Origin of the sequence: Micromonospora sp. HNM0581, from assembly GCF_012726175.1 — a bacterium.
Lineage (GTDB): Bacteria > Actinomycetota > Actinomycetes > Mycobacteriales > Micromonosporaceae > Micromonospora.
On sequence record NZ_JAASAD010000008.1, the window covers coordinates 48,363 to 74,152 of the forward strand.

25 protein-coding genes are annotated in these 25,790 nt (G+C 68.5%); 12 read left to right on the forward strand and 13 right to left on the reverse strand.

Going from position 1 to position 25,790, the window contains the following annotated elements; translation table 11 throughout:
- Positions 1 to 100: 100 nt before the first annotated feature.
- Both HCA58_RS12315 and HCA58_RS12320 read left to right on the forward strand, forming a co-directional pair.
- A complete protein-coding gene (locus tag HCA58_RS12315) occupies positions 101 to 823 on the forward strand; it encodes an alpha/beta fold hydrolase (RefSeq protein ID WP_169597937.1) in 723 nt (240 codons plus the stop codon).
- Positions 824 to 842: 19 nt separating this feature from the next.
- Entirely contained in the window at positions 843 to 1,574 is a 732-nt protein-coding gene (locus HCA58_RS12320) for a class I SAM-dependent methyltransferase (protein WP_169597938.1), read from the forward strand.
- 611 nt (positions 1,575 to 2,185) lie between these two features.
- On the opposite strand, the gene HCA58_RS12325 is transcribed toward HCA58_RS12320, so the two are convergent.
- The 5 genes from HCA58_RS12325 to HCA58_RS12345 all read right to left on the reverse strand — a co-directional run bounded on the left by HCA58_RS12325 (position 2,186) and on the right by HCA58_RS12345 (position 6,607).
- The gene (locus HCA58_RS12325; protein ID WP_169597939.1) at positions 2,186 to 3,049 is read right to left on the reverse strand and encodes a cytochrome c biogenesis protein CcdA; all 864 of its coding nucleotides are present in this window, start codon (positions 3,047 to 3,049) and stop codon (positions 2,186 to 2,188) included.
- Positions 3,050 to 3,051: 2 nt separating this feature from the next.
- The gene (locus tag HCA58_RS12330) at positions 3,052 to 3,639 is read right to left on the reverse strand and encodes a redoxin domain-containing protein (protein WP_169597940.1); all 588 of its coding nucleotides are present in this window, start codon (positions 3,637 to 3,639) and stop codon (positions 3,052 to 3,054) included.
- A gap of 246 nt (positions 3,640 to 3,885) precedes the next feature.
- Complete coding sequence (locus HCA58_RS12335) at positions 3,886 to 4,644, reverse strand: isocitrate lyase/phosphoenolpyruvate mutase family protein (protein ID WP_169597941.1); 759 nt, start codon at positions 4,642 to 4,644, stop codon at positions 3,886 to 3,888.
- A gap of 27 nt (positions 4,645 to 4,671) precedes the next feature.
- Entirely contained in the window at positions 4,672 to 5,307 is a 636-nt protein-coding gene (locus HCA58_RS12340; RefSeq protein ID WP_169597942.1) for a pyridoxamine 5'-phosphate oxidase family protein, read from the reverse strand.
- Positions 5,308 to 5,422: 115 nt separating this feature from the next.
- Positions 5,423 to 6,607, reverse strand: a complete 1,185-nt coding sequence (locus HCA58_RS12345; protein WP_169597943.1) for an acyl-CoA dehydrogenase family protein — start codon at positions 6,605 to 6,607, stop codon at positions 5,423 to 5,425.
- A 227-nt stretch (positions 6,608 to 6,834) separates the two neighbouring features.
- On the opposite strand from HCA58_RS12345, the gene HCA58_RS12350 reads away from it, so the two are divergent.
- Entirely contained in the window at positions 6,835 to 7,596 is a 762-nt protein-coding gene (locus HCA58_RS12350) for a DUF899 domain-containing protein (protein ID WP_169597944.1), read from the forward strand.
- 121 nt (positions 7,597 to 7,717) lie between these two features.
- Here the strand turns inward: HCA58_RS12350 and HCA58_RS12355 are convergent, their stop codons facing one another.
- The gene (locus tag HCA58_RS12355) at positions 7,718 to 8,581 is read right to left on the reverse strand and encodes a helix-turn-helix transcriptional regulator (RefSeq protein ID WP_205808455.1); all 864 of its coding nucleotides are present in this window, start codon (positions 8,579 to 8,581) and stop codon (positions 7,718 to 7,720) included.
- Between the two features lie 95 nt (positions 8,582 to 8,676).
- On the reverse strand, positions 8,677 to 9,561 hold the full coding sequence (locus tag HCA58_RS12360; protein ID WP_169597945.1) for an alpha/beta hydrolase: 885 nt from the start codon (positions 9,559 to 9,561) through the stop codon (positions 8,677 to 8,679).
- 190 nt (positions 9,562 to 9,751) lie between these two features.
- Between HCA58_RS12360 and HCA58_RS12365 the strand changes: the two genes are divergently transcribed.
- The 4 genes from HCA58_RS12365 (at position 9,752) to HCA58_RS12380 (ending at position 13,914) form a co-directional block, all read left to right on the forward strand.
- Positions 9,752 to 10,090, forward strand: a complete 339-nt coding sequence (locus tag HCA58_RS12365) for a YciI family protein (RefSeq protein ID WP_205808457.1) — start codon at positions 9,752 to 9,754, stop codon at positions 10,088 to 10,090.
- Positions 10,091 to 10,110: 20 nt separating this feature from the next.
- Positions 10,111 to 11,346 (forward strand): sigma-70 family RNA polymerase sigma factor, encoded by a 1,236-nt coding sequence (locus tag HCA58_RS12370; RefSeq protein ID WP_346775974.1) that lies wholly within the window; start codon positions 10,111 to 10,113, stop codon positions 11,344 to 11,346.
- A 97-nt stretch (positions 11,347 to 11,443) separates the two neighbouring features.
- Positions 11,444 to 12,244 carry an SDR family oxidoreductase gene (locus tag HCA58_RS12375; RefSeq protein ID WP_169597948.1) on the forward strand — a complete coding sequence of 267 codons (801 nt, stop codon included), beginning with the start codon at positions 11,444 to 11,446 and terminating at the stop codon, positions 12,242 to 12,244.
- 206 nt (positions 12,245 to 12,450) lie between these two features.
- Positions 12,451 to 13,914, forward strand: a complete 1,464-nt coding sequence (locus HCA58_RS12380; RefSeq protein ID WP_169597949.1) for an MFS transporter — start codon at positions 12,451 to 12,453, stop codon at positions 13,912 to 13,914.
- A gap of 413 nt (positions 13,915 to 14,327) precedes the next feature.
- Here HCA58_RS12380 and HCA58_RS12385 read toward each other — a convergent pair whose 3' ends face one another.
- Positions 14,328 to 15,875, reverse strand: coding sequence for a GMC family oxidoreductase N-terminal domain-containing protein (locus HCA58_RS12385; protein ID WP_169597950.1), 1,548 nt, complete (start codon positions 15,873 to 15,875; stop codon positions 14,328 to 14,330).
- Between the two features lie 178 nt (positions 15,876 to 16,053).
- Positions 16,054 to 16,704, reverse strand: a complete 651-nt coding sequence (locus HCA58_RS12390; protein WP_169597951.1) for a TetR-like C-terminal domain-containing protein — start codon at positions 16,702 to 16,704, stop codon at positions 16,054 to 16,056.
- A gap of 100 nt (positions 16,705 to 16,804) precedes the next feature.
- Here HCA58_RS12390 and HCA58_RS12395 point away from each other — a divergent pair, with 100 nt between their 5' ends.
- From HCA58_RS12395 to HCA58_RS12405, 3 genes are all read left to right on the forward strand, one after another.
- Positions 16,805 to 18,154, forward strand: a complete 1,350-nt coding sequence (locus tag HCA58_RS12395) for a carotenoid oxygenase family protein (protein WP_169597952.1) — start codon at positions 16,805 to 16,807, stop codon at positions 18,152 to 18,154.
- A 142-nt stretch (positions 18,155 to 18,296) separates the two neighbouring features.
- On the forward strand, positions 18,297 to 18,887 hold the full coding sequence (locus HCA58_RS12400) for a hypothetical protein (protein WP_169597953.1): 591 nt from the start codon (positions 18,297 to 18,299) through the stop codon (positions 18,885 to 18,887).
- Positions 18,877 to 19,476 (forward strand): copper resistance CopC family protein, encoded by a 600-nt coding sequence (locus tag HCA58_RS12405; RefSeq protein WP_169597954.1) that lies wholly within the window; start codon positions 18,877 to 18,879, stop codon positions 19,474 to 19,476. Before HCA58_RS12400 ends, HCA58_RS12405 begins: the two co-directional genes overlap by 11 nt.
- 77 nt (positions 19,477 to 19,553) lie before the next feature.
- Here HCA58_RS12405 and HCA58_RS12410 read toward each other — a convergent pair whose 3' ends face one another.
- Positions 19,554 to 20,429, reverse strand: coding sequence for an SDR family NAD(P)-dependent oxidoreductase (locus tag HCA58_RS12410; protein ID WP_169597955.1), 876 nt, complete (start codon positions 20,427 to 20,429; stop codon positions 19,554 to 19,556).
- Positions 20,430 to 20,454: 25 nt separating this feature from the next.
- Complete coding sequence (locus HCA58_RS12415; RefSeq protein ID WP_169597956.1) at positions 20,455 to 21,054, reverse strand: carboxymuconolactone decarboxylase family protein; 600 nt, start codon at positions 21,052 to 21,054, stop codon at positions 20,455 to 20,457.
- A gap of 467 nt (positions 21,055 to 21,521) precedes the next feature.
- Between HCA58_RS12415 and HCA58_RS12420 the strand changes: the two genes are divergently transcribed.
- The gene (locus tag HCA58_RS12420) at positions 21,522 to 22,571 is read left to right on the forward strand and encodes a carboxymuconolactone decarboxylase family protein (protein ID WP_169598069.1); all 1,050 of its coding nucleotides are present in this window, start codon (positions 21,522 to 21,524) and stop codon (positions 22,569 to 22,571) included.
- Between the two features lie 561 nt (positions 22,572 to 23,132).
- Positions 23,133 to 23,897 (forward strand): helix-turn-helix transcriptional regulator, encoded by a 765-nt coding sequence (locus HCA58_RS12425; RefSeq protein WP_277351250.1) that lies wholly within the window; start codon positions 23,133 to 23,135, stop codon positions 23,895 to 23,897.
- Between the two features lie 35 nt (positions 23,898 to 23,932).
- Here HCA58_RS12425 and HCA58_RS12430 read toward each other — a convergent pair whose 3' ends face one another.
- Together HCA58_RS12430 and HCA58_RS12435 are read right to left on the reverse strand one after the other, a co-directional pair.
- Positions 23,933 to 24,634, reverse strand: coding sequence for a maleylpyruvate isomerase family mycothiol-dependent enzyme (locus tag HCA58_RS12430; protein WP_169597958.1), 702 nt, complete (start codon positions 24,632 to 24,634; stop codon positions 23,933 to 23,935).
- Positions 24,631 to 25,701 (reverse strand): SDR family NAD(P)-dependent oxidoreductase, encoded by a 1,071-nt coding sequence (locus tag HCA58_RS12435; protein WP_169597959.1) that lies wholly within the window; start codon positions 25,699 to 25,701, stop codon positions 24,631 to 24,633. The genes HCA58_RS12430 and HCA58_RS12435 overlap by 4 nt, the downstream gene beginning before the upstream one ends.
- Positions 25,702 to 25,790 lie beyond the last annotated feature (89 nt).

Genomic DNA, 25,790 nt, shown 5'->3' on the forward strand with positions numbered 1-25,790 from the left:
TTTCCTTACTGGAGGTCACAGTCTACCGCTGAAAAACGAATTACGCACCATTCGCGAACGGCCCGAAGGGCAATTTAATGCTGCCTGGAAATGGAAATTTATGCATCGCCTGATCTGCTTCCCGCACGCCGGTGGAAGTGCGAGCGCCTTCCGCCCGTGGCGTGCGGTCATGCCGCCGTACGTCGACTTGCACGTACTGCAGTACCCGGGACGGGAGTCCCGGTTCGGTGAACCACTGATCGACCGGATGCCAGACCTGGTTCGGCTGCTCACCGACGAACTGATGTCTCAGGGGCTTCGCCGGCCGTACGTGCTGCTCGGGCACAGCATGGGAGCAGCCGTCGCCTATGAGGTGGCGCAGGAGCTCCGGCGCCGAGGGCAGCCGGGTCCGGATCTACTGGTTCCCTGTGCACGGCAGTCGCCGACCGAACCGCGCCGAGGTGAGGTGCATCGCGGAGACGACGACGTGCTCATCGCAGAGCTGCGGCGCCTGGGCGGGACGCCAGCGGAGGTGCTCGCGGATCCGGACCTGCGCCGTGCCGTGCTGAGCGTGGTCCGCAACGATTACCGGCTGTCGGAGACCTACGTCGCGCAGCCCGCACCACCGCTGGATTGCCCGATCATGGTGCTCGTCGGCGATGCCGACCCTGAATGCAGCGCCGCAGACGGTGCCGGCTGGGCGGCCGTGACCAGCGGCCGTTCCACCGTGTCCACGTTCCCCGGCGACCACTTCTTCCTCACGCCGCGGCGCCGGGAGGTCGTCGCGGCGGTGCTATCCCGGCTCGGCCTACCGGCGCTCAATGCCTGGCCCAGCACCCCCTGATCGGATCGAGGAGCAACACATGGCTACCGACTTCTACAGCACCTCGGCAGAGTTCTACGACATGGTCGCGCAGCGGCACGTCCGGACCAGCTCCGGCCCGTTGGTGACGGCGTTACGGTCCGTCGAACCGTCGCATGGACCGGTCGTCGAGATCGGCGCCGGCACCGGCCGGCTGACCGAACTCATCGCGAACCGGCTGCGCACCGCCACCATCCTGGCCGTCGAGCCCTCCGCCCCCATGCGCGCGATCCTGACCAGTCGGGTGCTGAACGATCCCGACCTGCGCAGGCGGGTCACAGTTGTCGCTGATCAGGCACCCGACTTGCGGTTGCCCGAGCAAATCAGCACCGCCGTCATCTTCGGCGTACTCGGCCACCTGGACACCGCCGATCGGGGCCGCCTGTGGGAAGTGCTACGTAGCCGCCTACCGGTGGGAGCGCCGGTGGCCGTCGAACTGATGGGCGGGCACGAAGCCCGCCCACTACCGCCCATCCGCATGCTCCGCGAGACGATCGGCACCCAGACCTACGAATGGTGGACTTCGGCCGACGTGGCTGCACCCAAGCTCATGCGCTGGCGGACAACCTGGAAAGTGCTGTCCGGCGGCGAAGTCGTCAGGACCGTGGAGGACACCTACGACTGGGCGACGCTGAGTCTGGAGGAACTGGCGGACGAATCGGGGATGGCGGCTCGCGCGCTCGGCGGGTCAGGCGTGCCGGGCTCGCCGGAGATCGGCCTGCTGATCCGCTGACCGTGGGCCTAGTCGGCTCCCTTCCGCCTACGCCCCGCCCAATCCGAGCAGGGTACCGAGGGTGGTTTAAGCAGTTCAGTGCCGTGCCTGGTGCTCCAGGTCGCCGAAGTCGGTGAGGAAACAGGCGATGTCGCCGTCGGTGGTACAGCCAGACCAGGTCAGGTAGCGTCCGTCTGCCTCAAGTGGGGGAAGCGGCGATCAGGTCCTCCCGGGCTTCGTCATCGGTCAGGGCCTCGAACACCTCCGGCGAACCGAACGACCCGGTGCCGCCATCGAACCGGGTACACGTACGGCTCTCCGTTGCGCTGGGCCGGTCGCCAGCCGGCGACCGGTTCGGGGCGCACGACGACCCGGGCTGCGATCACCAAGGCATCGTGGTGCAGGATCTCGACGGGAAGGCACCGGGCGCGACAGTCTCGGAGAACGCCTACCATGCCGGCCTCACCAGCAGGAAAGCCGATGCCTGGCTCAGCGGCGACGAGTTGGCCGCTCAGCAGGATCAGCCGCTCAGCAGGATCAGCCGCGCGGCGGGAGTGACCACAGCACCGGCCAGAGACCTGTTCAAGTCAAGACTCATGCCGACCATGTACACGACACAATGTGGGCGTTCCTCAACGGCCCCGCCGATGCCGGCGCCACAGGGTGATCCCTACGGCCAGGGCGAGCAGCGTCAGCACCACCGTTGCGACCGTCCACGGCCCCAGCTCTGCCAGCCGAGTGCTGACCGCTGTCTGGACGGTACCGGCTGCTTCGATGATCGGGTCGTCCACAGCACCGCGACCGGAGAACGTCCGCACCTCGTACCAGCCGTACCAGGCCACGTATCCGCCGGTGATGACCAGCAGCAGCCCAGCGACCCGCCCGAGCAGCGAGTAAGCCCGGCGGGCGCGGCGCACCAGCGACTCACGCGCCAGCGCGACGGCCAGCGCGGCTGCCCCCACCGCAAGCCCCATACCGAAGGCGTACGCCACGAACAGGGCGACGCCGGACAGGGCGGATCCGGCGCGGAACGCGGCGACCACGACGGCGAGGAACGGGCCGATGGTGCATCCGAGCGAAGCGATCGCGTAGGCCGCACCGAACAGCACCATCGAGCCGAACCGTCGGCGGACCTCCGGCCCGGTGGCCAGTTTCGGCGTGAAGGTGGGCAACTGGCGCCCCGCCAGTAGCCAACCACCGGCAGCCACCAGGGCGAGCCCGATGAGGATCGACACCCAGGGCAGGTGCCGGGCGACCGCGTCCGCCGCGGGGGCAGCGAGCAGCCCGAACGCGCCGAACACCGCGACGAACCCGAGCGTCATGGCACCGGTCAACGCCACCGCCCGACCGACGGAGGCAAGCGCGTCCCGCTCGGCTGACGGCTCGTCACCCAGCACCAGCATCGACAGGTACGCCGGTAGCAGTGCGAAGCCACAGGGGTTGACCGCAGCCAACAGCCCGGCCCCGACAGCGAGGCCGTACGGAGTGTCTGTCATGGTCAGCTCAGACCGGTGACCCGCTTGCGCAGGTCCTGCTGCGACAGCGGTCCCGAGTGCACGACAGTGCCGGCGGAGTCGAGCAGCACATACTGCTCCTGGCTGGTCACCTCGAAGCGGCGGAACACCTGACCGTCGTCGTCGGCCAGGTTGGGGAAGCGGTCGATCCCGGTCTGCTCCGCGAACCGTCTCATCGCCTCGTCGCCGCTGCCGAGCCCGGCCACGCCGATCACGTTGACCCGGTCTGCGTTGTCCTGCTGCACAGCGGCGACCTCGCCGGCCACCGCACGGCACCGGCTACACCAGGCCGCCCAGAACCACAACACCGCCGGCTTGCCGACGAGGGTGCTTCCCGCGAAGCTGTCACCGTCGACAGTCCGGGCACTGAACGAGAGCGTCTGCGGGATCGTCTGTTCGCCGGTGCTCGCCGTCGACGCGGCGGGACCCGACGGTGTCGGCTGAGCCGCCGCGCTCGGCCCGGCAGTCGTGCTCTTCGGGGCGGCGGGCGGCGCTGTGTCACCGCAGGCGGTCAGGGCGAGGACGGCCGCGGCGAGGGCGGCGACGGCAGGGGCGGTACGGATGCCGAGCATGAGCGGATGCTAGCCCGGTCGCCGCCCGGGCGGCCTTACGAGTTCCTTACAGGCGGCGTACGCGGCGGTGTTCGGCCCAGGTCGGCGAGGGCAGAGCCATCCGGACGTGATCGACCCGGTCACAACGGCGAGCGCCGGTGGGACCATGTGTCCGCCATGGACCGTCAGTTCCGGTCGGTGACGGTGGCGGCCGGGACCACCACGCGGGCAGGCCAATCGCCGTGGGCCGGCGATCCAGCTGGTATCTTACCCAGCGACGGTGGGAGTCAGCAGGTCAGCGGCAGTGCGGTCCAGTGCGGCGAGGCTGGAGTGAAACGCCATCGGGCCGATGGAGAGGCGGCTGGCCCCGGCCGCCGCCAGATCGGGGACGGTCGCACCGCCGCCCGGATTGGCGTTGATCGGGGCGTCGAGTTGCTCGACGAGGTCGCCGACGACGGCGGGGTCCCGCAGCCGGATCGGGTAGACACAATCGGCGCCGGCCTCCAGGTAGCGGTGCCCGCGCTCCAGGACGTCGTCGGTGGCGCCGGGGCCACGGTGCAGGTAGGTGTCCACGCGAGCGTTGATCACGATGTCGACCCCGGCTCGGGTGGCTGCGACCCGCACCGCCCTGAGCCGCCGGGCGGCGTCAACGGGGTCGAGCATCTTGCCGGGCCGGCTGTGGTCGGAGTCTTCAAGGTTGCAACCGACCACGCCGGAGGCGAGGAGGCGGTCGACGAGTTCGGCCGAGTCGAGGCCGTATCCGTCGAGCAGGTCGGCGCTCACCGGGACCTCGACAGCGTCGGCGATACGTCCGAGTGTCTCGAACATGGCTGGTACGGGGAATGACGCGTCGTCCGGCAACCCCATGGACGCGGCGATCGCCGCGCTGGAGGTCGCCACGACGCGGCAGCCGGCCGCCACGACGCGCTGGGCGCTGGCGACGTCCCAGGCATTGATGATAACGAGTGGGTTGCCGCGTACGTGCATCGACCGGAGGCGGTCGGCGGTGGCTGCCAGATCGGTCACGTGCTCGCTCCTCTGGTCGCGCGGCCGTCAGTAGCCGCGATTGCGGTCGGCGCCGGTCGTAGTGGATGACACCGCCGAATTTGCCCTCGACGTTCGGCTGCAACTGTCGTTCGCACCGTGGGCGGGATCGTGGGCGGGGGCGTTGACCTCTACCGGCGGGGGGAAGCGTGTCACGAAGTCGCACAGCGTGACGTGAGTCGGGATGATCGTGATCAGCGCCATGTCCGTGGTGTGCGCACGCTTCTGCTGTTCCCAACCCGGCGCCAGGCTCTTGTCCGCGAACATCCGCCACGACGCCTGGACGTGCTCGTCCGGAACGCCAGGCCGGACCTCGATCGACGCTGTGCCGCGCACCAGCATGACGACGGGGGTGTAGGCGCTGACCGTCGGCCCGAGTCTCGCCACGACCTTGTCACGGACCTCGGCCGAGTAGGTGTCGACGCTGAAGGACACCTGCGGGTGCGCCGCGATCGCCCTGACCTTGTAGGCGGTCGTGGGGCTGGCGAAGACGAACGCCTTGCCGTTCCAGAGGTAGGCGACGGGTACGGTGCGCGGGTGCCCGTCCAGTCCCACATACCCCAACCGCATCGCCACCGGCGACTCGATCAGGATCTGAGCTACCGGGTCAGTGTTGACCAGGTGCACGATGTCCGTGTAGTTCATGGTGCTCCTTCCGCGGTACGGGTGTCGACACCTGCCCGTGCCGACCCCGCGACGGGTGCGGCGGGTCGCCCGGCCGGGGGGTGTGCCGGGCGACCCGCCGAGTCGGTGTGCGGGTCTAGACGAAGAGGGTGTTCGGCGGCAGGCCGCAGACGACCCGGCCGTACAGTTCGGTGTTGGTGTCGGGGTTGAGGAGCCCGTGCAGACTCATGGCGTTGATGTCCCGGGCGATCCGTTGGATCGGCACGTCGCGGTAGATGGAGGTGCCACCACTGGCTGCGGCGAAGATGCCCACCGCCTCCTTCGCCAGCCGGACCGCCCAGCCTTGGTCGGCCCGCACTCGCGCCCGTTCCTCCATCGTCCACTCGGCGCCGCTGGCCGCCTTGGCGTCGACCGTGTCGGCGGCACGATAGGCGTGGAACTCTGCCTGGTCGATCTTCATCAGAGCGGTGCCGACCTGGAGGTGCGTGATCGGTGCCTCGGCCTGTTCCTCGTACTCGGTGTAGGTGATCTTCCGGCCGGGGAGCCGGTCGAAGAACTCGTCCCGGGCGGCCATCGCCACCCCGACCGCCGCGCCCACACCCGAGGCGGCAGCTGTCAACGCCACCGGGGTACGCCACACCGGCGAGTTCGCGTTACCGATGGACAGGCCCTGTGGAATCATCGCCGCGCTCATCGGAATGACATGGCTGTTCGGCACGAACACGTCCTGCAGGGCAGTGGTGACACTGCCGGTGGCGGTCAGGCCGGTGGTGTACCAGTCATCGACGATCTCAAGGCTCTCGATCGGCACCAACGCCATGATCGGCTCCGGTTCTACGTCCGGTCGCAGCAGCACGACAGCGATCTCCTGCCATTGGGCATGGTGCGCCCCGCTGATGAAGTGCCAGCTGCCCTTGACGACGACTCCGCCTTCGGCGGGAACGGCCGTACCGCCGATACTGTTGGTTCCGCACACCCGCGCGTCAGGGGCGACGAAGACCTCGTCCTGGGCCTCGTCGGGGAACAGCCCCGCGAGCCAGGTGGGGATCCACAGCACAGACGTGACCCAGGCCGTGCTGGCGTCGCCGCGGCCCAGCTCGGTGGCGACCGCCACCAGTGTGCGTGCGTCCACCTCGTAGCCGCCGTAACGACGAGGGGTACGGAGCCGGAACAGGCCGGCGTCCTCGATCGCCATGACCGTCTCGTCGTGGAGGCGGCGGCTCTCCTCCTGCCACGCCGCGTGCTTGCGTAGCAACGGCACGAGATCCGCGGCGCGCCGGACCAACTCCTCGCGGGTGGGTACTTCGGTGGTCGTGGACACGTGTCCTCCTCGAGAGGTGACCGGATCGACCGGGAATCTGTCGGTCAAACGCCACTGACGCTGTCACAGACCGGGCGCCGATTCCTCTTCCGGATTGCCGTTGTGACTGCCGGATCGCTGGATCGCACAGGGCACGAACGGAGAAGTCTGCTGATCGGCCCCGTGCCAGAGTCGCAGGTGCCGCCCGGCCTCCCTTCAGCTGGCCGGTGACCCCAGAGGGAGGAACGATGAGTTTTCCGCAGATCGTCTCGCGTGAGGAATGGAAGGCCGCCCGGGAGCGGCTGCTGGAGGAGGAGAAGGCGCTGACCCGCGCCCGTGACCAGCTCAGCGCCGCGCGGCGGTCGATGCCCGTGGTCCCGGTCGAGAAGAGGTACGTCTTCGACTCGCCTACCGGCGAGGTGACGCTGCTCGACCTGTTCCAGGGCCGGCGTCAGCTGGTCGTCCGGCACTTCATGTTCGATCCACAGTGGGAGGAGGGCTGCGCCGGCTGCTCGATGCAGGCTGACAACGTCGGGCACCTGTCGCACATGCACGCCCGGGACACGTCCTTCGTCATGATCGCCCGCGCTCCGTTGGAGAAGATCGAGCGGTTCAAGGCGCGCATGGGTTGGACACACATTCCCTGGGTCTCGTCGTATGGCAGTGAATTCAACTACGACTTCAACGTCACCATGGAAAAGGGTGAGCTGCCGGCGGTTAGTTCCTTCATTCGCGACGGCGAGAGGATCTTCCACGCCAGCTCGGTGTTCGACCGGGGCGGCGAGGTGTTCATCAACACCTACAACTATCTGGACGTCACCCCGCTTGGCCGGCAGGAGGAGGGGCTGTCGCATCCGTGGGACTGGTGGCGACACCACGACCGGTACGAGGCCGATCAGGGTTCCGGCCCGGGTGAGAACTGGTGGACCGGTATGGACAAGTTCGAGGTCCGGCAGGTCAGGCACGACGGGCCCACGCGGCGTCAGCCGGCGGAGGCCGAGAAGCAGTGACAACGGGCGGTGGGCGCCGCTCCGTTGCTGTGGTAGCCGGTTCCCGATGTGGCGTCACCGCCGTTGTCGGGGACCGGCTGCCGGCGCGTATGACCTTCCGTGGGCATGGCGCCACGGCGGTCTACCGTACGGTGAGGCCGCGCCGGGGTACGGGCATCGGCGCGGCGGGTCGTCGGGGCAGGCCAGCCAGCATGCGAAGTGCCGTTGCCGACGGCGAACCGGCCTCGACGGTGAACGTAGCCAGCATCAGGGCCGGATCTTCTTCCAGCCGCAGCGTGCACTGGTCGACCGTCAGTGGCCCGACCACCGGGTGGACCAGGTCGAGTTTCATCGTCTCGCAGGTGCTGACGGAATGCTCGGCCCACATCTCTGTGAACTCGGGGCAGAGCGACAACAGCTCCTCGACCAGGCCGACGACCTGCGCGTCGTGCGGGTACCTGCCGGTGGCCATCCGCAGGTAGGCCACCACGGAGCGGGCCTTGGTCGGCCAGTCCGCGTAGAGGTCGCGTGTCCGTGGGTCGAGGAAAACCGCTCTGCTCATGTTGGGTGCCCGATCGAGATGCCAGGCGAGCAGGGCGTGGCCGAGCGGGTTCCAGGTGTGCACCTCGGTCGCGGGAGTGAGCACCATCGCCGGCACGTCCGGCATCATCGCCAGCATCTGATGCAGTACCGGAGGATCCGTCGTGGCCCGGCCGGGGCGGGTAGGGACGTCGCGGCCGGGTCGGGCCAATGTGAACAGGTGTTCCCGCTCGTCGCCGTCGAGCCGCAACGCCCGGGCGATCGCGTGGAGGACCTCGTCGGAGACGTTGTTGGCTTGGCCCTGTTCCAGCCGGGTGTAGTAGGAGACGCTGACGCCGGCGAGCTGGGCCAGCTCCTCGCGGCGGAGTCCGGGGACGCGTCTGCGTTCGCCGTAGCGGATCAGGCCGGCGTCGAGCGGCCGGAGGGCGCCGCGTCGCGAACGGAGAAACTCGCCCAGCGGATTCATGAGACTCAGTATGACAGTGCCAGTGGTACCTATCGCGGGGGTACCAACAGCTTCCGGCCGGGCGGGATGGGCCCTCCCGGCCCGGCCGGCCCCGGTCACGCGGTCTCGGCAAGAAAGTGCATGATGTGGCCGTTGGTGATCTCGGGCTGTTCGGTGAGCGGAACGTGGCGGGAGTCGGGGACCAGCGCACCGGCCGACCCCTTCGGGAGCGCCTCGACGATCCGGGCGAGCTTGGCCTCGTCCATCGCGAACGCGACGTCCTGGACGCCGAAGATGTTCAACGTCGGCTGGGTCGGCAGGGCTCCCCACAGTGCTTCGTGACGGGCCGCCCACTCGGGGCTGCCGAACGTCTGAGCGGGGAAATTGGTGCGGTACATCCCGAGTGCGGCGCGTAGGTTCTCCGGGGTGCCGAGTGAGGCCCGAACGTCGGCCAGATCCTGCGTCACGTCGTAGCCGTCGCGCGAGTACTTGTGCAGCATGAACTCCAGGAACGCCAGGTCGTTGGCAGCGACCAGCTCGTCGGCGGCGGCCATCTGGAAGAACCAGAAGTGGGCCTGGATGTTGATGCCGCGAGGGTCCAGCAGGTACTCACCGAAGAACTGGAACGGTGGCACGTCACAGGCGACCAGTCGGGACCAGCGCTGTGGTTCCTGCACCACCGCCCCCCACGCGGTGGCCGCGCCGAAGTCGTGCCCGATCAGCACCGCCTGCTCGTCCCCGCCGAGGATCTCGTGCAGCGTGTTGACGTCGGCGATCATGTCCGAGAGGTGCTCACGGCCCGGCGTTGGGACGGCACTGGGCGCGAAACCGCGTGTCCACGGGGCCACTGCCCGGAAGCCGGCGTCGGCCAGCACCGGCATCAGGTGACGGAACGAGTTGGGAGTGAAGGGGAACCCGTGCACCAGCAGTGCCAGCGGCCCTTCGCCCAGTTCGCGGTACGCGATGTCGATATCGTTGACGGTGACCTGTGATGTACGCATGAGGTTCCTCCTCAGCGGGCGTGGGTTGCTCCAAGACTGTCCGAGCCGACCCTGCCGCGCTTCTTCCAGCGTGCTTCCCGCCGCCTGGTGGCGGAGTCTGTCGTGCCGGCCCGAGTGGGGGAAAGCTTGCGCCGATCGCGTCCCTCCGGGTGCCTGCGTCGTTGTAATGCGCGGACCCGGGAGGGGGACCGTGGAATACGCACTGGTGATCTTTCACGATGAGGCCGGCCAGCTGAGTCCGGCGGAGATCGACGAACAGCCGCAGCACCGCGCCTGGCTGGAGGAGGTGCGGCGGCGCGGGGCATTCGCCGGTGGGCGGCGACTGCACTCCGGTCGGTCCGGTCGCACTGTTCGCAGCCGGACCGGCCGCACGCTGGTCACCGACGGCCCGTTCAGCGAGGCCCGGGAGCAGGTGGGCGGATTCGTCCTGCTCGACTGCGCGGACCTGGACGAGGCGGTCGAGTTGGCCGCCCTGCACCCCTTCGCCACGCTCGGCGCGATCGAGGTGAGGCCGGTCTGGACCTTGTGACCTTCGAGGTTGACGCCGCCGTGACGGAGACCTTCCGGCGGGAGTACCACCAGCTCGTCGGCGCGCTTGTCGAGCTCACCCGGGACTGCGGCCTGGCTGAGGATTGCGTGCAGGACGCTTTCGCCGCCGCGTTGGAGAGTTGGCCCAGGGGCGGGGTGCCGCGCCGGCCCGGCGCGTGGCTGACCACCGTGGCGCGTAACCGGGCTGTGGACCGCCTCCGACAGGAGACCGTGCGGACCAGGCGGCTGCGCGAGGCGGCGGCGATCGTCACAAGGTACGGCGACCAGCCTCAGGTCCCGCCCCTGATCAGGGACGCCACGCTGCGGCTGATCTTCACGTGCTGCCACCCCGCGCTGACACTGCCGGCCCAGGTCGCGTTGACCCTGCGTGTCGTCGTGGGGCTCACTCCCGCGGAGATCGCCCGGGTCCTCCTGGTGCCGCACGGGACGCTTGCGCAGCGGTTGGTGCGGGCGCGGCGTGCCGTCCGTGCTGCCGGCCTACGGGGCGAGTCGCCGCCGGCCGGTGAACTGCCCGGTCGGGCCACTGCGGTGCGTGCGGTGCTGTACCTGCTGTTCACCGAGGGATATGCGGCAACCGCCGGCGCGAACCTGATCCGGCGCGACCTGTGTGCCGAGGCGATCCGGCTGACCAGCCTGCTGGCTGGGCTGCTGCCGGACGATCCGGAGACACTCGGGCTGCTTGCGCTGATGCTGTTGCAGGATGCCCGGCATCAGGCTCGGCTGGACGCCGACGGTCAGCTGGTGCCGTTGGACCGGCAGGATCGTCGACGGTGGGACCACTCCCAGGTGGCCGAGGGGGTGGGGTTGCTGGACCGAGCGTTCGGCGGCGGCCGACCCGGCCCCTACCAGATCCAGGCGGCGATCGCGGCGTGTCATGCCACGGCACCGGACGCCGCGAGTACCGACTGGGCCCAGATCGTCGGTCTCTACGGGGAACTCGCGGAGCTGACACCGTCGCCGGTGGTGCGGCTGAACCGGGCGATCGCAATCGGCATGGTGCACGGGCCCGAACGTGGGTTGGCCCTGGTGGAGCAGATAGATCGTACGGGCGACTTGGACGGCCATCATCTGGTTCCGGCGGTCCGTGCCGACCTGCTGCGCCGGCTGGGTCGACGGCGGGAGGCGGCCGGGGCGTACCGGCAGGCGTTGGAACTCGCCGGCAACGACACCGAACGGCGGTACCTGCGAGGGCGGCTGACGGAGATCACCGGTGGTTATCAGGATGACACGAAATAAACCACCAGGAGATGTATATTTTCGGGTGTACTCCCCGTCGGTCTGGTGAAACCGGGTCCGGTGCCATCGGGCCAGCCCACGACGAGGGGAACCACTCATGCTGCTGGAGAGCAAGACCGCGATCGTCTACGGTGCCGGGGGTGCGATCGGCGCCGCCGTGTCGCGTGCCTTCGCCCGCGAGGGCGCCACCATCTATCTGGCCGGACATAACCTCGACAAGGTCGAGATGGTTGCGAAGGAAATCACCGCCGAGGGCGGCCGGGCGTACGCCCACCACGTGGACGCCCTCGATGGGGCATCGGTCGACGCGCACGCCGAAACGGTGGTGGCCGAGGCAGGCCGGCTCGACATCTCATTCAACGCCGTCGGACTGGATCACATCCAGGGCGTCCCGCTGCGTGACATGTCCTTGGACGATTTCCTGATGCCGATCAACATCTTCGTCCGGACCCAGTTCGTCACCGCCACCGCGGCGGCTCGGCAGATGGCCCAGCAGGGGTCCGGCGTCGTGGTGATCCTGTCCACGTCGGCCGCTCGCGCGCCGATGCCCTCCGGCGGCTTCGGTGTAGCCTGTGCCGGCATCGAGTCGCTCTCCCGCGAACTGGCCGGAGAAATGGGACCGTTCGGGGTTCGGGTGGTCTGCTTGCGACCCGATGCGATCCCGGAGAGTGTGCAGCACGGCTCGTACGTTCGCCAGACGTGGCGGCGTGCGGCGGAGGCAAACGGGGCCACTCTGGAGGACATGCTTGCCGCCAAGCCCGGCATGCCCAATCCGCTGCTGGGCCGGGCGGTGACGCTCGCCGATGTCGCCGGCACTGCCGTTTACCTCGCCTCGGACCTGTCCAGCGGCCTTACCGGTTCGATCACCACCGTCGGATGCGGCGTCCTGGTCGACTGACACCGGGGCCGGTTGCCCCGGGGCTACGACGCCCGGGGCAACCGGCCCTTCCGCACGCCAGAGAGATCGAGCAAGTTCGAGGAGCGTCTGTTCGGGGTAGTGTGCGTCAACGGAACCAGCACATCGAGTGCCCAGGGTGCCACTGCCAGTGGTACGTACGGCAGGGAGATGGGTACGGGCTGCACGGCTGCCTAGGGTTCGTGTTCATGGCGGAGAACCAGAGCACGTCGGAGCAGCTCAGCTCCGCGCAGAAGCTTGCTCTTTTCGTATTGCTCGGCGCCCAATTCATGCTGTCGGTCGACTTCTCGATCCTCAATGTGGCGCTGCCGCGGATGGGCGAGGGTGTCGGGTTGGAACTGGCCGACCTGCCCTGGGTCGCCAGCGCGTACGCGCTACCCGCAGCGGGATTCACGCTCCTGTTCGGTCGGGTCGCCGACCTGTTCGGCCGACGTCGGCTGTTCCTCACCGGGATCGCCCTGTTGACAGTGGCCTCGCTGCTAGGCGGTCTGGCGACCAATCCGGTGATGCTGCTCGGTGCTCGCGCGCTGCAGGGTGTCGCCAACGCGATCGCCATTCCTGCGGCGATGGCGCTGCTCATCACGACGGTGTCCGACGCCCGGGCGCGGGCCCGGGTACTCGGTCTCAACGGGGCGCTGCTCTCTGGCGGCTTCACCGTCGGGGCGCTCGTCGGCGGCAGTCTGGTCAGCGCCCTGGACTGGCGGTGGGCTTTCTGGATCAACGTGCCGGTTGCCGCGGCCATCTTGGTGCTGACGCCGTTGGTCATCAAGGAGAGCGTCCGCCCCGCCGGGGTCCGGCTGGATGTGCCCGGCGCGGTCACCGTCACCGCCGGTCTGCTCGCCCTGGTCTACGGGGTCAGCATGCAGAGCTGGATCGGATTCGTCGTCGGCGTGGTGTTCATCGCCGCCTTCTGGGTGGTCGAGATGCGCGCCAAGGCGCCCCTGGTGTCGCTGGCGCTGCTCAACCGGCCGAACATCAAATGGGGCAACTACGGCGGCATGGTGGCCTTCGTGATGGCCAGTGGCATCAACTTCGGCCTGACGCTCTACATGCAGGACGTGCTGCGGCTCGAACCTTTCACCACTGGCCTGGTGTTCGGTGTGCCGGGTCTGGTGGCGATCGTGGCCGGCGTCATAGCTGGCCGCATGATCGGTCGGTACGGCTACCGTTCGGTGCTCACGGTCGGGCTGCTGGTGCAGGGTCTGACCACGGTCCCGCTGCTGCTGACCGGGACTTCGACCACGCCGAGCCTGCTGCTGGTCGTGCCCTGCCTCTTCCTGATGTACTTCGGGCATGTCACGGCCGTGGTGGCCTACACGGTGACGGCCACCTCGCACCTGGACGACTCGCAGCAGGGCCTGGCGACTGGTCTGGCCACCCTTGCCCAGCAGATCGCCGTCACGATCGGCATCCCGATCTTCGGGGCTCTCGTGGCCAGTCGGTCCGACGTGCTGGACGGCATCCACTTCGCCATGCAGGTGCAGATCGTGGCGATCCTGGTGTCTGTGGCGCTGATCTGGTTCGGCCTGCGGGACAGGGGTACGCCGGACGGGCCGGCGACGACGCAGCGTCAGGAAGCCGAGCCGACCGCCGAGGCCACGCAGCCGGCCCCGGTGCCGGTGCCGCGCAACGTCAGCGAATACCCGGTCTAGGTCTCAGCCGGGGTTTGCTGCGGGTGCAGACCCTGGCCGCGGGTCAGACCCATCAGCCGCGGTGTGCGGAGCGTCGTCCCCCCTGGCGCTCCGCACACCGCATCCGGGTGTCCGGAGCCGTGTCGATCCCAGTGGGTGTGGGCAGCCACTGAGGCCATCCCGCGATGGCCGGGTGACCTACGACGAGGGTCTCGCGATCCGGCTCCGGGAACTGCTCGACAATTCGACGTCACCAGTCGGCCCATGCGGGCTGGTTACTTTTCGCGCCCAGTACCTGCGTCGAGGACGGGGATGTGCGGTGCCAGGTCGAGGGTGGTGTCCGCTACGCCCGGGGCCTGCCGCTGAAGTGACACGGGCACGCGGGGGCGCCCCGCGGTCGCGTACCGCGGGGCGCCCTCGCCAGCGCCTGTCGGTCAGCCTTCGCGGAGCCAGCCGGCGAGCCGCTCACCGATCATGATCGAGGTGAGGTTGGTATTGCAGTTGACGATGGACGGCATGACGGAGGCGTCGCAGACGTAAAGGCCGTCGACGCCATGCACCCGCAGGCGTTCGTCGACGACTGCACTCTCGTCGTCGGCTGTGCCCATCGGCGCGGTGCCGACCGGGTGATAGCCGCTGTCCAGACTGAGCCGCACGTAGTGTCGCATCAACTCGTCGTCCTCGGCCATCTCCTCACCGAGCACCACGAACCGTTGGCCCTTGTCGTTGATTCCCGGCGTCTGCATGAACTGCCAGCATTGGCGGACCGCCGCGATGAGGGTCTGGACGTCGCGTTCGGTATCGAGGAAGTTGAGCGCGACATCCGGTGGCGCGGTCGGGTCGGCGGAGGTGAGGGCGAGCCGCCCCCGGGACTCGGGCCGTTGGTGCACGACCATCACGCCGAAGATGGTCTTCGCGGCGGCGAGCATCTGCAACTCGGGGAAGAGCGTCAGGTCGAAGTGGTTGATCATGTAATACTGGAGATCGTTGAACTCGGTCGAATTCGGCGCGGTGGTGCGCAGGATCGTCTGTAGGAACGCGTCCCGGGGGTCGAAGCTTCCGGTCTGGGGCACCATGAACGCGCCGGTGCGGGGGTGGTCGATCACCTTGGCACCCACTCCGGCCCGGTCCAGCACCACGTCGATGCCCAGCCGGCGCAGGTCGGCGGCGGGTCCGATGCCCGAGCGCAGGAGGATCGCCGGTGAGTTGACCGCGCCGGCAGCCAACACGACAGTGGCGGCCTCGATCACTTCGGTGCCGCCCCCGCCCGGTTTGACGACCTCGACGCCACGCGCTCGGTTGCCGGTGAACAGCACCCGACTGACCTGCACCCCGGAGCGAATTTCAAGGTTCTCGCGGTTGCGGGCCTCGCTGAGGTAACCCATGGCCGTGGAGAACCGGGTCCGGGTGTCGCGGCGGTTCGACGGGATCGGTCCGACGCCGGTGGCCTGCGGGTGGTTGTGATCCTCCACGTCCGGGAATCCGGCTTTGACACAGGCGTCGTGGAACACCTGCTGCACGGGGGCCATCTCGTGGGTCTTCCAGCGCCGGATGGGGATGGGCCCTCCCCTGCCGTGGAACTCGTCGTCGAAGTCAAGGTCGTCCTCGAGCCGCTTGTAGAAGGGCAGCACCTCGTTCCAGGCCCAGGCCGGGTTGCCCATGGCAGCCCACTCGTCGAAGTTGTCGGGCGTGCCGCGCAGCGCGATGGTAGCGCCGACGGCGGAGGATCCGCCGGTCACCTTCCCTCGCGGGTAGATGATCCGGCGGCGGTCGGTGATCTCGGCTTTGTAGTGCCAGTCGTGGATGTCCATCGACATGGCGCTACCGTCGAGCAGATCGGGCGGAGTCTCAGCGACCGTGGCGAAGTCGGGACCTGCCTCAAGCAGGAGGACTCTTCGGGTGAGGTCCTCGCTCAGGCGTGCCGCCAGCGCGGCTCCGGCGGAGCCGGACCCGACTACCAGGTAGTCGAATGTGTGCGTCATCGGTGTCCTTCGGTACGTAAGGAGCGTGGGTGATCCTGTCGGCGTGCTTCGCAGGAGTGGATGCGCTTCCGTTGCGGACGAGTACGGGACCCGTCACGAGCATCACATCGGGCACTGCGCGCTGCTTCTCCGCCGTTGCTCACCGCCTGGGCGGTCCACCTGCCGGGGCGAACGTTCCTCAGACGCGGGGGGACCGGCGACGCCGGGCGCGGGCGAGCGAGGCATCCGTCGCCTCGTGGTCGTCGCCTGCACCGACCATGAGCGAGCGCAGTTGCGCCTCGAAACAGATGTCGGCGCCGTACGGAGCGATCAGGTAGCCGCCGAGTTCCAGGCTCACCAGTCCGTGCAGCGCGATCCACATGTTCTGAGCCACCAGCAGCGGGTCGCCTACGCGGAACCGCCCCTGGGCGTTAGCCCGGGCCACCGCGTCGACCAGCGGCTCGAGGGTGTAGCGGCCGTGCTGACGGTCGCCGTCGGCGAGGGCGAACCCGCCGAGGGCCGTGCTACCGAACATGACCTGATAGAGCTGCGGGTGCGCCAGCGAGTTCGCCCGGTACGCGTACCCGAGTGCGATGACGTCGGCGACCGCGTCGGCGGTCGCCCGCACCGTGGACATGCGCTGGTGCAGCCGGGCGAAGCCCTTGTGTACGAGTGTCCGGACCAGGTTGTCCATCCCGCCGAAGTGGGTGTAGACGGCCGTCGTCGAGGTGCCGACCGCCGCGGCCAGCCGTCGGGTGGTGAAACCGGCGGCACCCTCCTCGGCCAGTAGCCGCGCTGCGGCTTCCAGCAGGGCGTTCGTCAGGTTCGGATCGATCCGGCGGGGACTCACGTTGACATGCTCTCACGCACCGACGTACCGTCGATAAAGTAACGTCGTTACGTAACCGCGATACGTCAACCGTTCGGGATCCGGTCGGTGGAGGAGTGTCATGAGCGTCGTCGTCGCCCACGCCCAGCAGTCCCTCGCACTGCCGGACAACCAACGTCCGGTCGCCAACGAGATGACCGAGGTCGACTTGGTGGTCACCGGTCAGCTACCGCAGGAGCTCGACGGCTGCTTCGTCCGGGTCGGCCCGAACCCGGTCGACGGCCGACGATCCGGCCACACCTTCGTGGGCGACGGCATGGCGCACGGAGTGCGGCTGCGCGGCGGGAAGGCCGCGTGGTACCGCAACCGGTGGATCCGCACCGACCGGGCGGCCCGCGTACTGGGTGAGCTTCCCCTGCCCGGCCCTCGGCACGGGCTGTCGGACAACGCCAACGGCAACGTCATCCAGCACGGTGGCCGCACCCTCGTCCTCGGCGAGGCCGGGGTTCTGCCGATCGAGCTCGACGCCCAGCTCGAATCCGTCGCGCGGGTCGACTTCGACGCCACCCTGCCACACGGCTTCGCCGCCCACGCCCAGCGTGACCCGGTGACCGGGGAGCTGTTCGCGGTCGCTTACCACCACGAGCTGCCGTACGTCGAGCACCTCGTCATAACTCCATGGGGGAGGGTGAGCCACTGCGATCGGATAGAGGTGTCCGGGCCGCCCCTGATGCACTCCCTGGCCCTGACCGACCGCCACTCGGTGTTGTTCGACCTTCCGGTCACCTTCGACCCGGTACTCGCCCGGGCCGGCTCTCGGTTTCCCTACGCGTGGTCGCCAGGGCGACCGGCCCGTATCGGCCTGTTGTCCCGGATCCGTCGTGGCACCGTCCCACGGTGGTTCGACGTTGATCCCTGCTTCGTCTTCCACCCGGTCAACGCCTACGAGATCGACGACCGGTGCGTGATCGACGTGGTGCGTCACGAACGGGTCTTCGACCGTGACCTGCACACACCCGGTGAGTCCGCGCCGACGCTGTGGCGCTGGACGCTGGATCTGACCGGTGGCGCCGTAGCGAGCGAGCAGCTCGACGACGTGCCACAGGAGTTCCCGCGGATCGACGAGCGACGGACGACCATGCCGCACCGGTACGTCTATTCCGTCGCCGTGCAGACCGGGGCGGGCGTGCTGGGCGGTTCGGCGCTCCTTCGTCACGACCTGGTGCGGCGGGCCGTCGCGGTACACGACTTCGGGCCGTACCGGGAGACGGGCGAGGCCGTCTTCGTCCCGCGTGGCCCTCTGTCCGCAGAGGACGACGGCTGGTTGCTGACGTTCGTCTACGACGGCCGACTCGACCAGAGCAGCCTGGTGGTGCTCGATGCGGCCGCCTTCACCGGTCCTCCGGTGGCCGTCGTGCACCTGCCGGCCCGGGTGCCCAGCGGCTTCCACGCCAACTGGATCGTGAGCTGACCTGCGGCGCAGACCACCGGGATTGGGCAACCTGAAGGAACCGTGACGCCAGCGAGATGAATATCTTCACCGCAGACGAGCGTCTCCGCGCCGGCACGGCGCTGCGGCACACACCTCCCGCAATCCTGGAAGGTCTCGACACATGACCACATCCCTCGCCAGTGCCCCGTCACCTGGGCTGCTCACGCGTCTGAACGGGTCCCACCATCGGGCAGCGTTGAACGTCTTCCTCCTCATCGTCGTGGCCCACTGGGCCGAGCATCTGGTGCAGGCGTACCAGATCTGGGTGCTGGGGATGCCCCGGCCCGAGGCCCGCGGTGTGTTGGGTCAGTTCTACCCCTGGTTGGTCACCTCGGAGTGGCTGCACTACGGCTATGCCATCGTGATGCTGGTGCTCCTGTTCGCCCTCCGTCGTGGTTTCGTTGGTCGGGCACGCACCTGGTGGACGGTGGCCCTGGCGATCCAGTTCTGGCACCACATCGAGCACTTCCTGCTGCTGTGGCAGGCGCAGGCCGGCACGGTCTTCTTCGACCAGAAAGTGCCTACCAGCATCCTCCAACTGGCGCTGCCACGGGTCGAGTTGCACCTGTTCTACAACTCGGTCGTGTTCGTGCCGATGCTCATCGCGATGTACCTGCACCTGCGACCCAACCAGCGTGAGCAGGAAGCGATGACGTGCAGCTGCTCGGGGCACCGTGCGGACAGCCGTCCTGTAGTGCCTCATGCGTCGTGAGCTGATCCAGGTGTCCGGCGCTCGTTGGTGGGCGGCCGGCGTCGCTGTGCTCGCGGCGGCGGTCGGGCTGCTCACGCTCGGTCCCGGTGCGGCGCGGGCGGACCTCGGACCGGAGTCGACCTACCCTACGTCCGGCGCGGTGCTCGACGTTGTTCCGCCTGTGGTGACGTTAACATTCGCGCTCGACGTCGACGAGGCGCGGTCACACGTTGCGGTGCTCGACTCCACCGGCAGGGACGCCGGCGACGGCGAGCCGAAGCGCGCCGCCCCCACCGTGCTGCGGCTGCCGGTGGGCGGGCACGCCACCGGCGACTACACGGTGGCCTACCACGTCACCTTTATTGACGGGACGACCGACACCGGTCTGCACCGGTTCAGCGTGGGCACCGGAGTCCCGCCCGCCCCGTTGGACGATGCCACCCGTCGGGCTGGCACGGATGCCGTCGCCACGCACACCCACCGTATCGACACCTTCAGCGCGACGCTGCTTGTCATCGACGGTGCGGTGCTTGCCGCAGTGCTGGCGTTGCTGTGGTTGAAGCCGCGTGACGGCCGGTCAGCATCGCTGCGCGCGGACCCACGGTTCTGACCGGGTGGGACATGCGGGCTTACCGGGCAACGACGGGCGGCGCCGACGAAACTCGTCGGCGCCGTCCATCGGTGTGCTCATGGGATGGGGAAGAACGAGCGGACGAACCGCTCCCATCCCCGTTCGCCGATGAGTGCCCGCATCTTCGGCAGTACTCGGGGTGGCATCCCGAGCCGGTAGCGGATGCGCGGGTTCGGACTCGTGACCGCTTTCTCGAGGACCTTCGCGACGTTCTCCGCGCGGACCGCGATCCGACCGCGCAGGGGCGGGTTGTCGCTGAGTCGGTACGCCTGGTGCCAGTCCACGAAGTGGTTCCAGAATTCCTGATAGAGGGCCGGGTTTTCGTGCGAGTCCATGCCCAGGTCGGCGACGCTGTCGGGCACGAAGCCGCCCAGGATGGGCGCCGGTTGGAGCAGGACCACCTTGATGCCGTAGCGGGCCACCTCCAGGCGCAACGAGTCGCCGATGGCCTCAAGGGCGTGCTTGGTGGCCTGATAGTAACCCCGTCCGGGGGTCGCGAACATGCCGAAGATCGACGACATGATGATCACGCGGCCGCCGCCCTGCTCGCGCATTCCGGGCAGAACGAGTTGAGTGAGCCGGCACAGACCGAAGACGTTGGTTTCGAACTGTGCGCGGACCTCGTCCATCGGCGTCTCGCCGATGGTGCCGTTGAGGCTGTAGGCAGCATTGTTGATCAGAGTGCCGACCGCCCCGTGCTCGTCGGTGATCCGCTTGACGGCGGTGACCATCGACTCCTCGTCGTTGACGTCGAGGTGCATGACCGTGATGCCCTCGTCGGCGAGATCTGCCAGGGCCTGGACGTCGCGCCCGGTGGCGTAGACCGGCCAGCCTGCCCGGTGCAGCCGGAGAGCGGTGGCTCTGCCGCTACCCGAGGACAGGCCGGTACCGGAGGAGGCTCCGGTCAACAGGACGGCGCGTGACTGGTTCATGATTATCTCCTTCTCTTTCCTGTGGTCATTCGTCGGCCAGCCGCGCGACGCGGCTGCGGTCGACGGAGGACCCCAGGCCCGTGGCGTCCACCAGCCGGTTGATGAACGCGAACAGGCACGCGCAGAACACCGCCTCCAACATCTCCGCGTCGCTCCAGCCGGCCGCTGCGGCCCTGTCCCAGTCCGCGTCGGTGATCTTGTAGGCGCCGGTGCTCACCTTCGTCACCAGCTGCATCAGCGGCAGGGTTCGTTCGTCGACCGGCAGTTCCTCGGCGGTTGCCGCCTCGGACACGGCCGCCAGCAACTCGTCGCTGCCGCCGAACTGGCTGAGAAACCAGCTGTGTGTGCCAACGCAGTAGGGGCAACCGTTGAGCTTGGACGTCCACGCCGAGATCAGTTCCTTCAGGTGCCGGGGCAGAGTGTCGCCGCCGAAGACCCCGTCATATCCGGCAACCACCACCGAGAGCAGGCGCGGATTGGTGGACGTCAAACGGAACATGTCCGGTACGAATGGTAGCCCGGTGACCTCTTTGATCTGTTCGTACAGTTCGGCGGTACGGCCCTGTGCCTGCTCCTCGTCAATCAACGGGACCCTGACTCCCGACTGCTCTGTCGTCGTTTCCACGAGTCTTCTCCCTCGTTGCTCGGGCGGGGTCGGCCCAGCCGTGCGGCATCACCTCGGCCATCGGCGTCGCACCGGACCGCGATGCGGAGCGCGGAGCTGGTGCGGCGCCGAAATGGTGGGAAGCGTTGTCGACGGTGGTCGCGCGGAGATTTCGCTGGCCCATGATGGCACGTCGACGAGGTGTCGGTGCTCTCCCAGATTGCCTGCTGCAAGAACTGAAACGCACGCGGCATCTTTACGTATTGTCCCAATGGGCGGATGTCGGCGCAGATTTCGAGATGCGGCTGACGGCAGGGTGTGTGTCCGATGCCGATTGGTGTGGTGGACGCCCGGGCCGTGTCGGTGTCTACACCCCGGCGTTCTCGGCTGCGGCGGTCCCGGGTTCGGATCGGCCCGCCGACCCGTGCCGACGGTGTCGTTCGACCGATAACCTGTGTTTCAAATCATAGAGAAGAATGAGGTACGTGATGCCGGTAAGTGTGCTTCAGCCGGTGCTGGGTGCGCTCGGGCTGACCCAGATCCGTTACGTCGCTCCGGTTCGCCGTCGTCGGGCAAACGGTTTGGTCGCCCAGGTGTACGGGCAGGTGGAGAGGGATTTCGGCGTGCTCGCGCCGCCGGTGGCCTTGCACGCCCCGGCGCCCGAGATGCTGGCCGCGGCGTGGATGCTGATGCGGGAGACGCTCATCGCCGCGGGCCACGCGCCGCGGGCGTCGAAGGAGGCGGTAGCCACCGCGGTCTCGCTGGGCAACTCCTGCCCCTACTGCGCGAGCATCCACAACACCGCTCTGGGTGCCCTGGGGGTTCGGGACCTGGACCGGGCCCCGGGGGGGACAGGCGGGGCGAACCTGGCGGAACTAATGGACTGGGCGGCGCCCACCGAGCGGCAGTCGCCGGCCGCCCGGGCGGCCTTCCCGGCGGAGCAGACAGCCGAACTCGTCGGGGTGGCGGTGCTGCTGCACTACCTCAACCGCGTGGTCAACGTATTCCTACGGGACGTCCCGCTGCCGCCGGGCATGCCGGAGCTGGCGTTGTCGCCGGTGTTGCGGGTGCTGGGCTGGGCGATGCGCGGTGCCGCACGGCGGTCCCATCCGGCGGGGCGCTCCTTGGACCTACTGCCGGCCGCGTCGCTGCCGGTGGACCTGTCCTGGGCGGGCGGTAACCCGGCCGTGGCACAGGCGTTCGGGCGGGCGTGCGACGCGATCGACGAAGCGGGTCGCAGATCGGTGCCCGAGTCCGTCCGTGACCTGGTGCTCGTCAACCTGGTGGACTGGCACGGCAGTCCACGGGGGATCAGTCGTGCCTGGGTGGAGCAACTCGTCGAGGGGTTGCCGGGTGATCACCGGGCCGCCGGTCGCCTGGCGCTCTTGGTGGCCTTCGCCTCCTACCAGGTCGACCCCGGCGTGGTGGCGAGCTGTCGGAGCGCGGGTGCCGACGACCTCGTCCTGGTCGAGACCTGCTCCTGGGCCGCGATGGCGGCGGCCCGCTGGCTGGGTGGTCTGCTCCCGCTGCCGCAGTGACGTGTTCTGGACAGCCTACCGGACCGGAATGTCGGTCAAGCGGGCCCATGCCGGACCTGGACGGTTGCTGCTCAGCATCGTCAGATTGCCGTCCTTGGTCGTTACGCCACGTCGGCGAACGGTGTGCCCGATAAATCCTCAGAGAACTTGGACTAAATGAGCAACTTCTCCACAGGGGGCATTGTGGGAAAGAAAATTTACGTATTAAATGATCTCGATCTCATGGTATCGTTGTAACCCGTCGGGGCTGTTGTGATGCCGAGTGTTAGGCCGGTCGGAAGAGTTGGGCTGCCGTGTTCGAGAAGGCGATGTGCACCCTGCGCTGGCAAACTTGACGCGGGCTATCCAACTGTTCGGAATCTGTCCCCTTCGACTCGCCGCCGACGCTGACGTCGAGCTTGCGAGGGGTGGCAGTTTGGTGTGACTGCGGGGGCATGACGCATTCGTATCTGCCAAAGCTGTACAAGGGCGTGCGGGTGAGGCGGAACGGGTCGTCTCGGACAGTCCAGTGAATGGAGTTGATTTGCTATGCACAACGCCATCGAGAAGGCTATTGCGATCATGTGGGATCGCTATCACGAACCGCTCTCGCTGGATACGATGGCTGATTCCGCCTTCCTCAGCCGCTTCTACTTCTCCCGGTTGTTCCGGTCCAAGACGGGCACCTCGCCAGGACGATTCCTTACCGCAATACGACTGTACAAGGCCAAGAACCTTCTGTTGGAAACCGACATGAGTGTCACCGACATCGCCTACGCCGTGGGCTACAACAGCCTGGGAACCTTCATCAGCCGGTTCACCCGCAGTGTGGGCATCTCGCCAGCCCGCTATCGCTGGCTCGCGGAGCACGGCATCCCTCAGATGTCCCGCACCCGGACCGCCGGGCCCCGTCGCAGGGCCACCATCGGTGGCCGCCTCGTCCTCCCGCCGGTTGACGTGCCGGTCAAGGTATACGTCGGTGTCTTCGACAGCCCCATCGTGCAGGGACTCCCGGCGTCCTGTGACATCCTGGAGGCGTCGGGGGACTACCTGCTCCGTGACGTACCCGAGGGCGAATGGCACCTTCGGGCCGCCGCGATCGGCCTCGGCGACATCGCCCAACCCTCGATGCGCCGGCCATTGGCGGTCGGCTCGCACGGTGCCGTCACCGTGCGAGCCGGCGTTGACCTCACGGTCGACCTGGAGCTGCGCCCCATCGGAGTCTTCGACCTGCCCATCCTCGTCGCACTGCCGGAACTCGACAGCAACGTCCCCGGCGTCCGGCCCTACGGCGGTGTCGCCGGTCGAAGCGGTTCACCGGTCCGCCGGCTCGTGACCAAGCCATGACCTGATCCGTGCCGCCGGTCGCCCTGGCGCCCCGCTCACGGGGAGCCGGGTGCGCCCGACGGTTCTGCCGGCACTCGGAACGGTCCCCAGGTAAAGGCCGGCAGCCACCGCGACGGATCCGCACTCCACCGCAGCGACCGAATTTGCGTCTCGGTGCGCCGACCGGCGAGTGACAGGTAGACCTCAGACCAGGGGCCGGTCACCGTGGTGGCCGGTCGACCCGCTCCCAGCACCCATCGTCCGTGCCGGGTCGCTACCTCCAGCGGCGGAAGACCGTGACCGTCCAGTGAGCGGGCGAGACCTGTCGTCAGGACGGTCATCGCGGTGGCCAGCGCGGGGTGGTCGTCCGGCGGCTGTACGCCCAACGCCTGCCGCAGATCCAGTTCGTGCGTGAACGCGTCCATCACGACGATGTACCGGTCGACGGAACCTGGTTCGGCGAGGTAGTTCTCCACCAGTGGGCTCAGCTGTTCCCACTCCGCCAGCAGCACCGGCACGTCGTCGGGCGTCGACGCAGCAGGCTCAGTGCCGCCGATGCGCGCGTGCACGCGTGCGCAAACCTCCACCAAGTGGGCGACGAGATCCGCGAGCGACCATCCGGGACAGTGGGGCACCGGGCGGTCCGGGTCGGCCGCCGGGTCCGCCAGCAGGGCTGCCGTGTTCCGGCGCACCTGGCGGTAAGCGACGTCGGCGCGGTCGTTGGACGTGGCGCCGACGTGCGGCTCCGTGACGGTCATCGTTGTTTCTCCTCACGCCGCGTGACCGCGGCTTCGTTGAATCGCGCCGAGGATCCGGCAGGATGGGCGATACGGCCGGCCTGCGCGGCTGTCAACCGCCCCGAGCGGTGTAGCCAGCGCACTGTGTCGGTGAGCGTCACGGCAAACGGACGCGGAGAGCCCGTCACACCGTCCTCGGTTCGGGCGTCGCAGGCGCACACGTAGCAGGCCCCGTACTCGGCGGGGATGTGCCACGGCCAGACGCGCTGCACCACGTCGGTGAACCAGGCGAAGGGCAGCACCGCCCGAGCGGGTACGAAGACGGTGGGCAGCGGGCGGCCGGTAACGTCGCGGACGGCCGCGACGAAATCGCGGGTGCTCAGATGGCGGCCGGGCCCGAAGTGGCGGTTGCCCTGAATTGTCCCGGCGGCGAGAGTCGCGTGCAGGGCCGCGACGTCCCGAACGTCGCCGACCGGGAAACCGCCGGTGGGCCACATCGGCATCAGGCCACGCAGCAGGTAGCGGAGTCGGGCGTTCTGATCACCGAGTTTCGGGTCGTCCGGGCCGAGCAGGGCGGGCGGGTAGCTGATCACCACCGGCGCGCCCTCGGCCTGGTGCCGCCGGGCGATTCGCTCCGCCGCCGCCTTGCTGGCCAGGTACGTCTCCCGGGCCGCACCCGGCGGAGACTGAATTCCCACGGTCCCGGTGGGCGAGGGCAACAGGGCGCCGAAGGTGGACACGTGCACGACGCGGCCCACCCCGAAGCGGCGGGCCACGTCCAGCACGACCTCGGTTCCTCGTACGTTGGTGCGCCTGGTGGCTCGGTGCGATCGGCTGTCGAACGAGTAGACCGAGGCGGCGTGCACCACGACGTCGGTTCCCCGGACCGCGCGGGTCACCGCCGGCTCGTCGGTCACGTCGCCGACGGCGACCTCTACGGCGTCGCTGGACACCGACAGCGGTGCCAGGGCCGGCGTGACCAGAGCAGCGTCGCGGGCCAGGACGCGTACCCGGTGCCCCGCCGATACGAGGGCGGCGGCCGTGTGGGAACCGACGAAACCCGTGCCACCCGTGACGAGTACCAACATGGCGTGCTCCTCTCCGCCCCATCCGGCGCCGGACGCGCGGTGCAAGCCGGAGCGGGGTGGGGTCGCTCGATCGTGCCCCGCCAGCACAC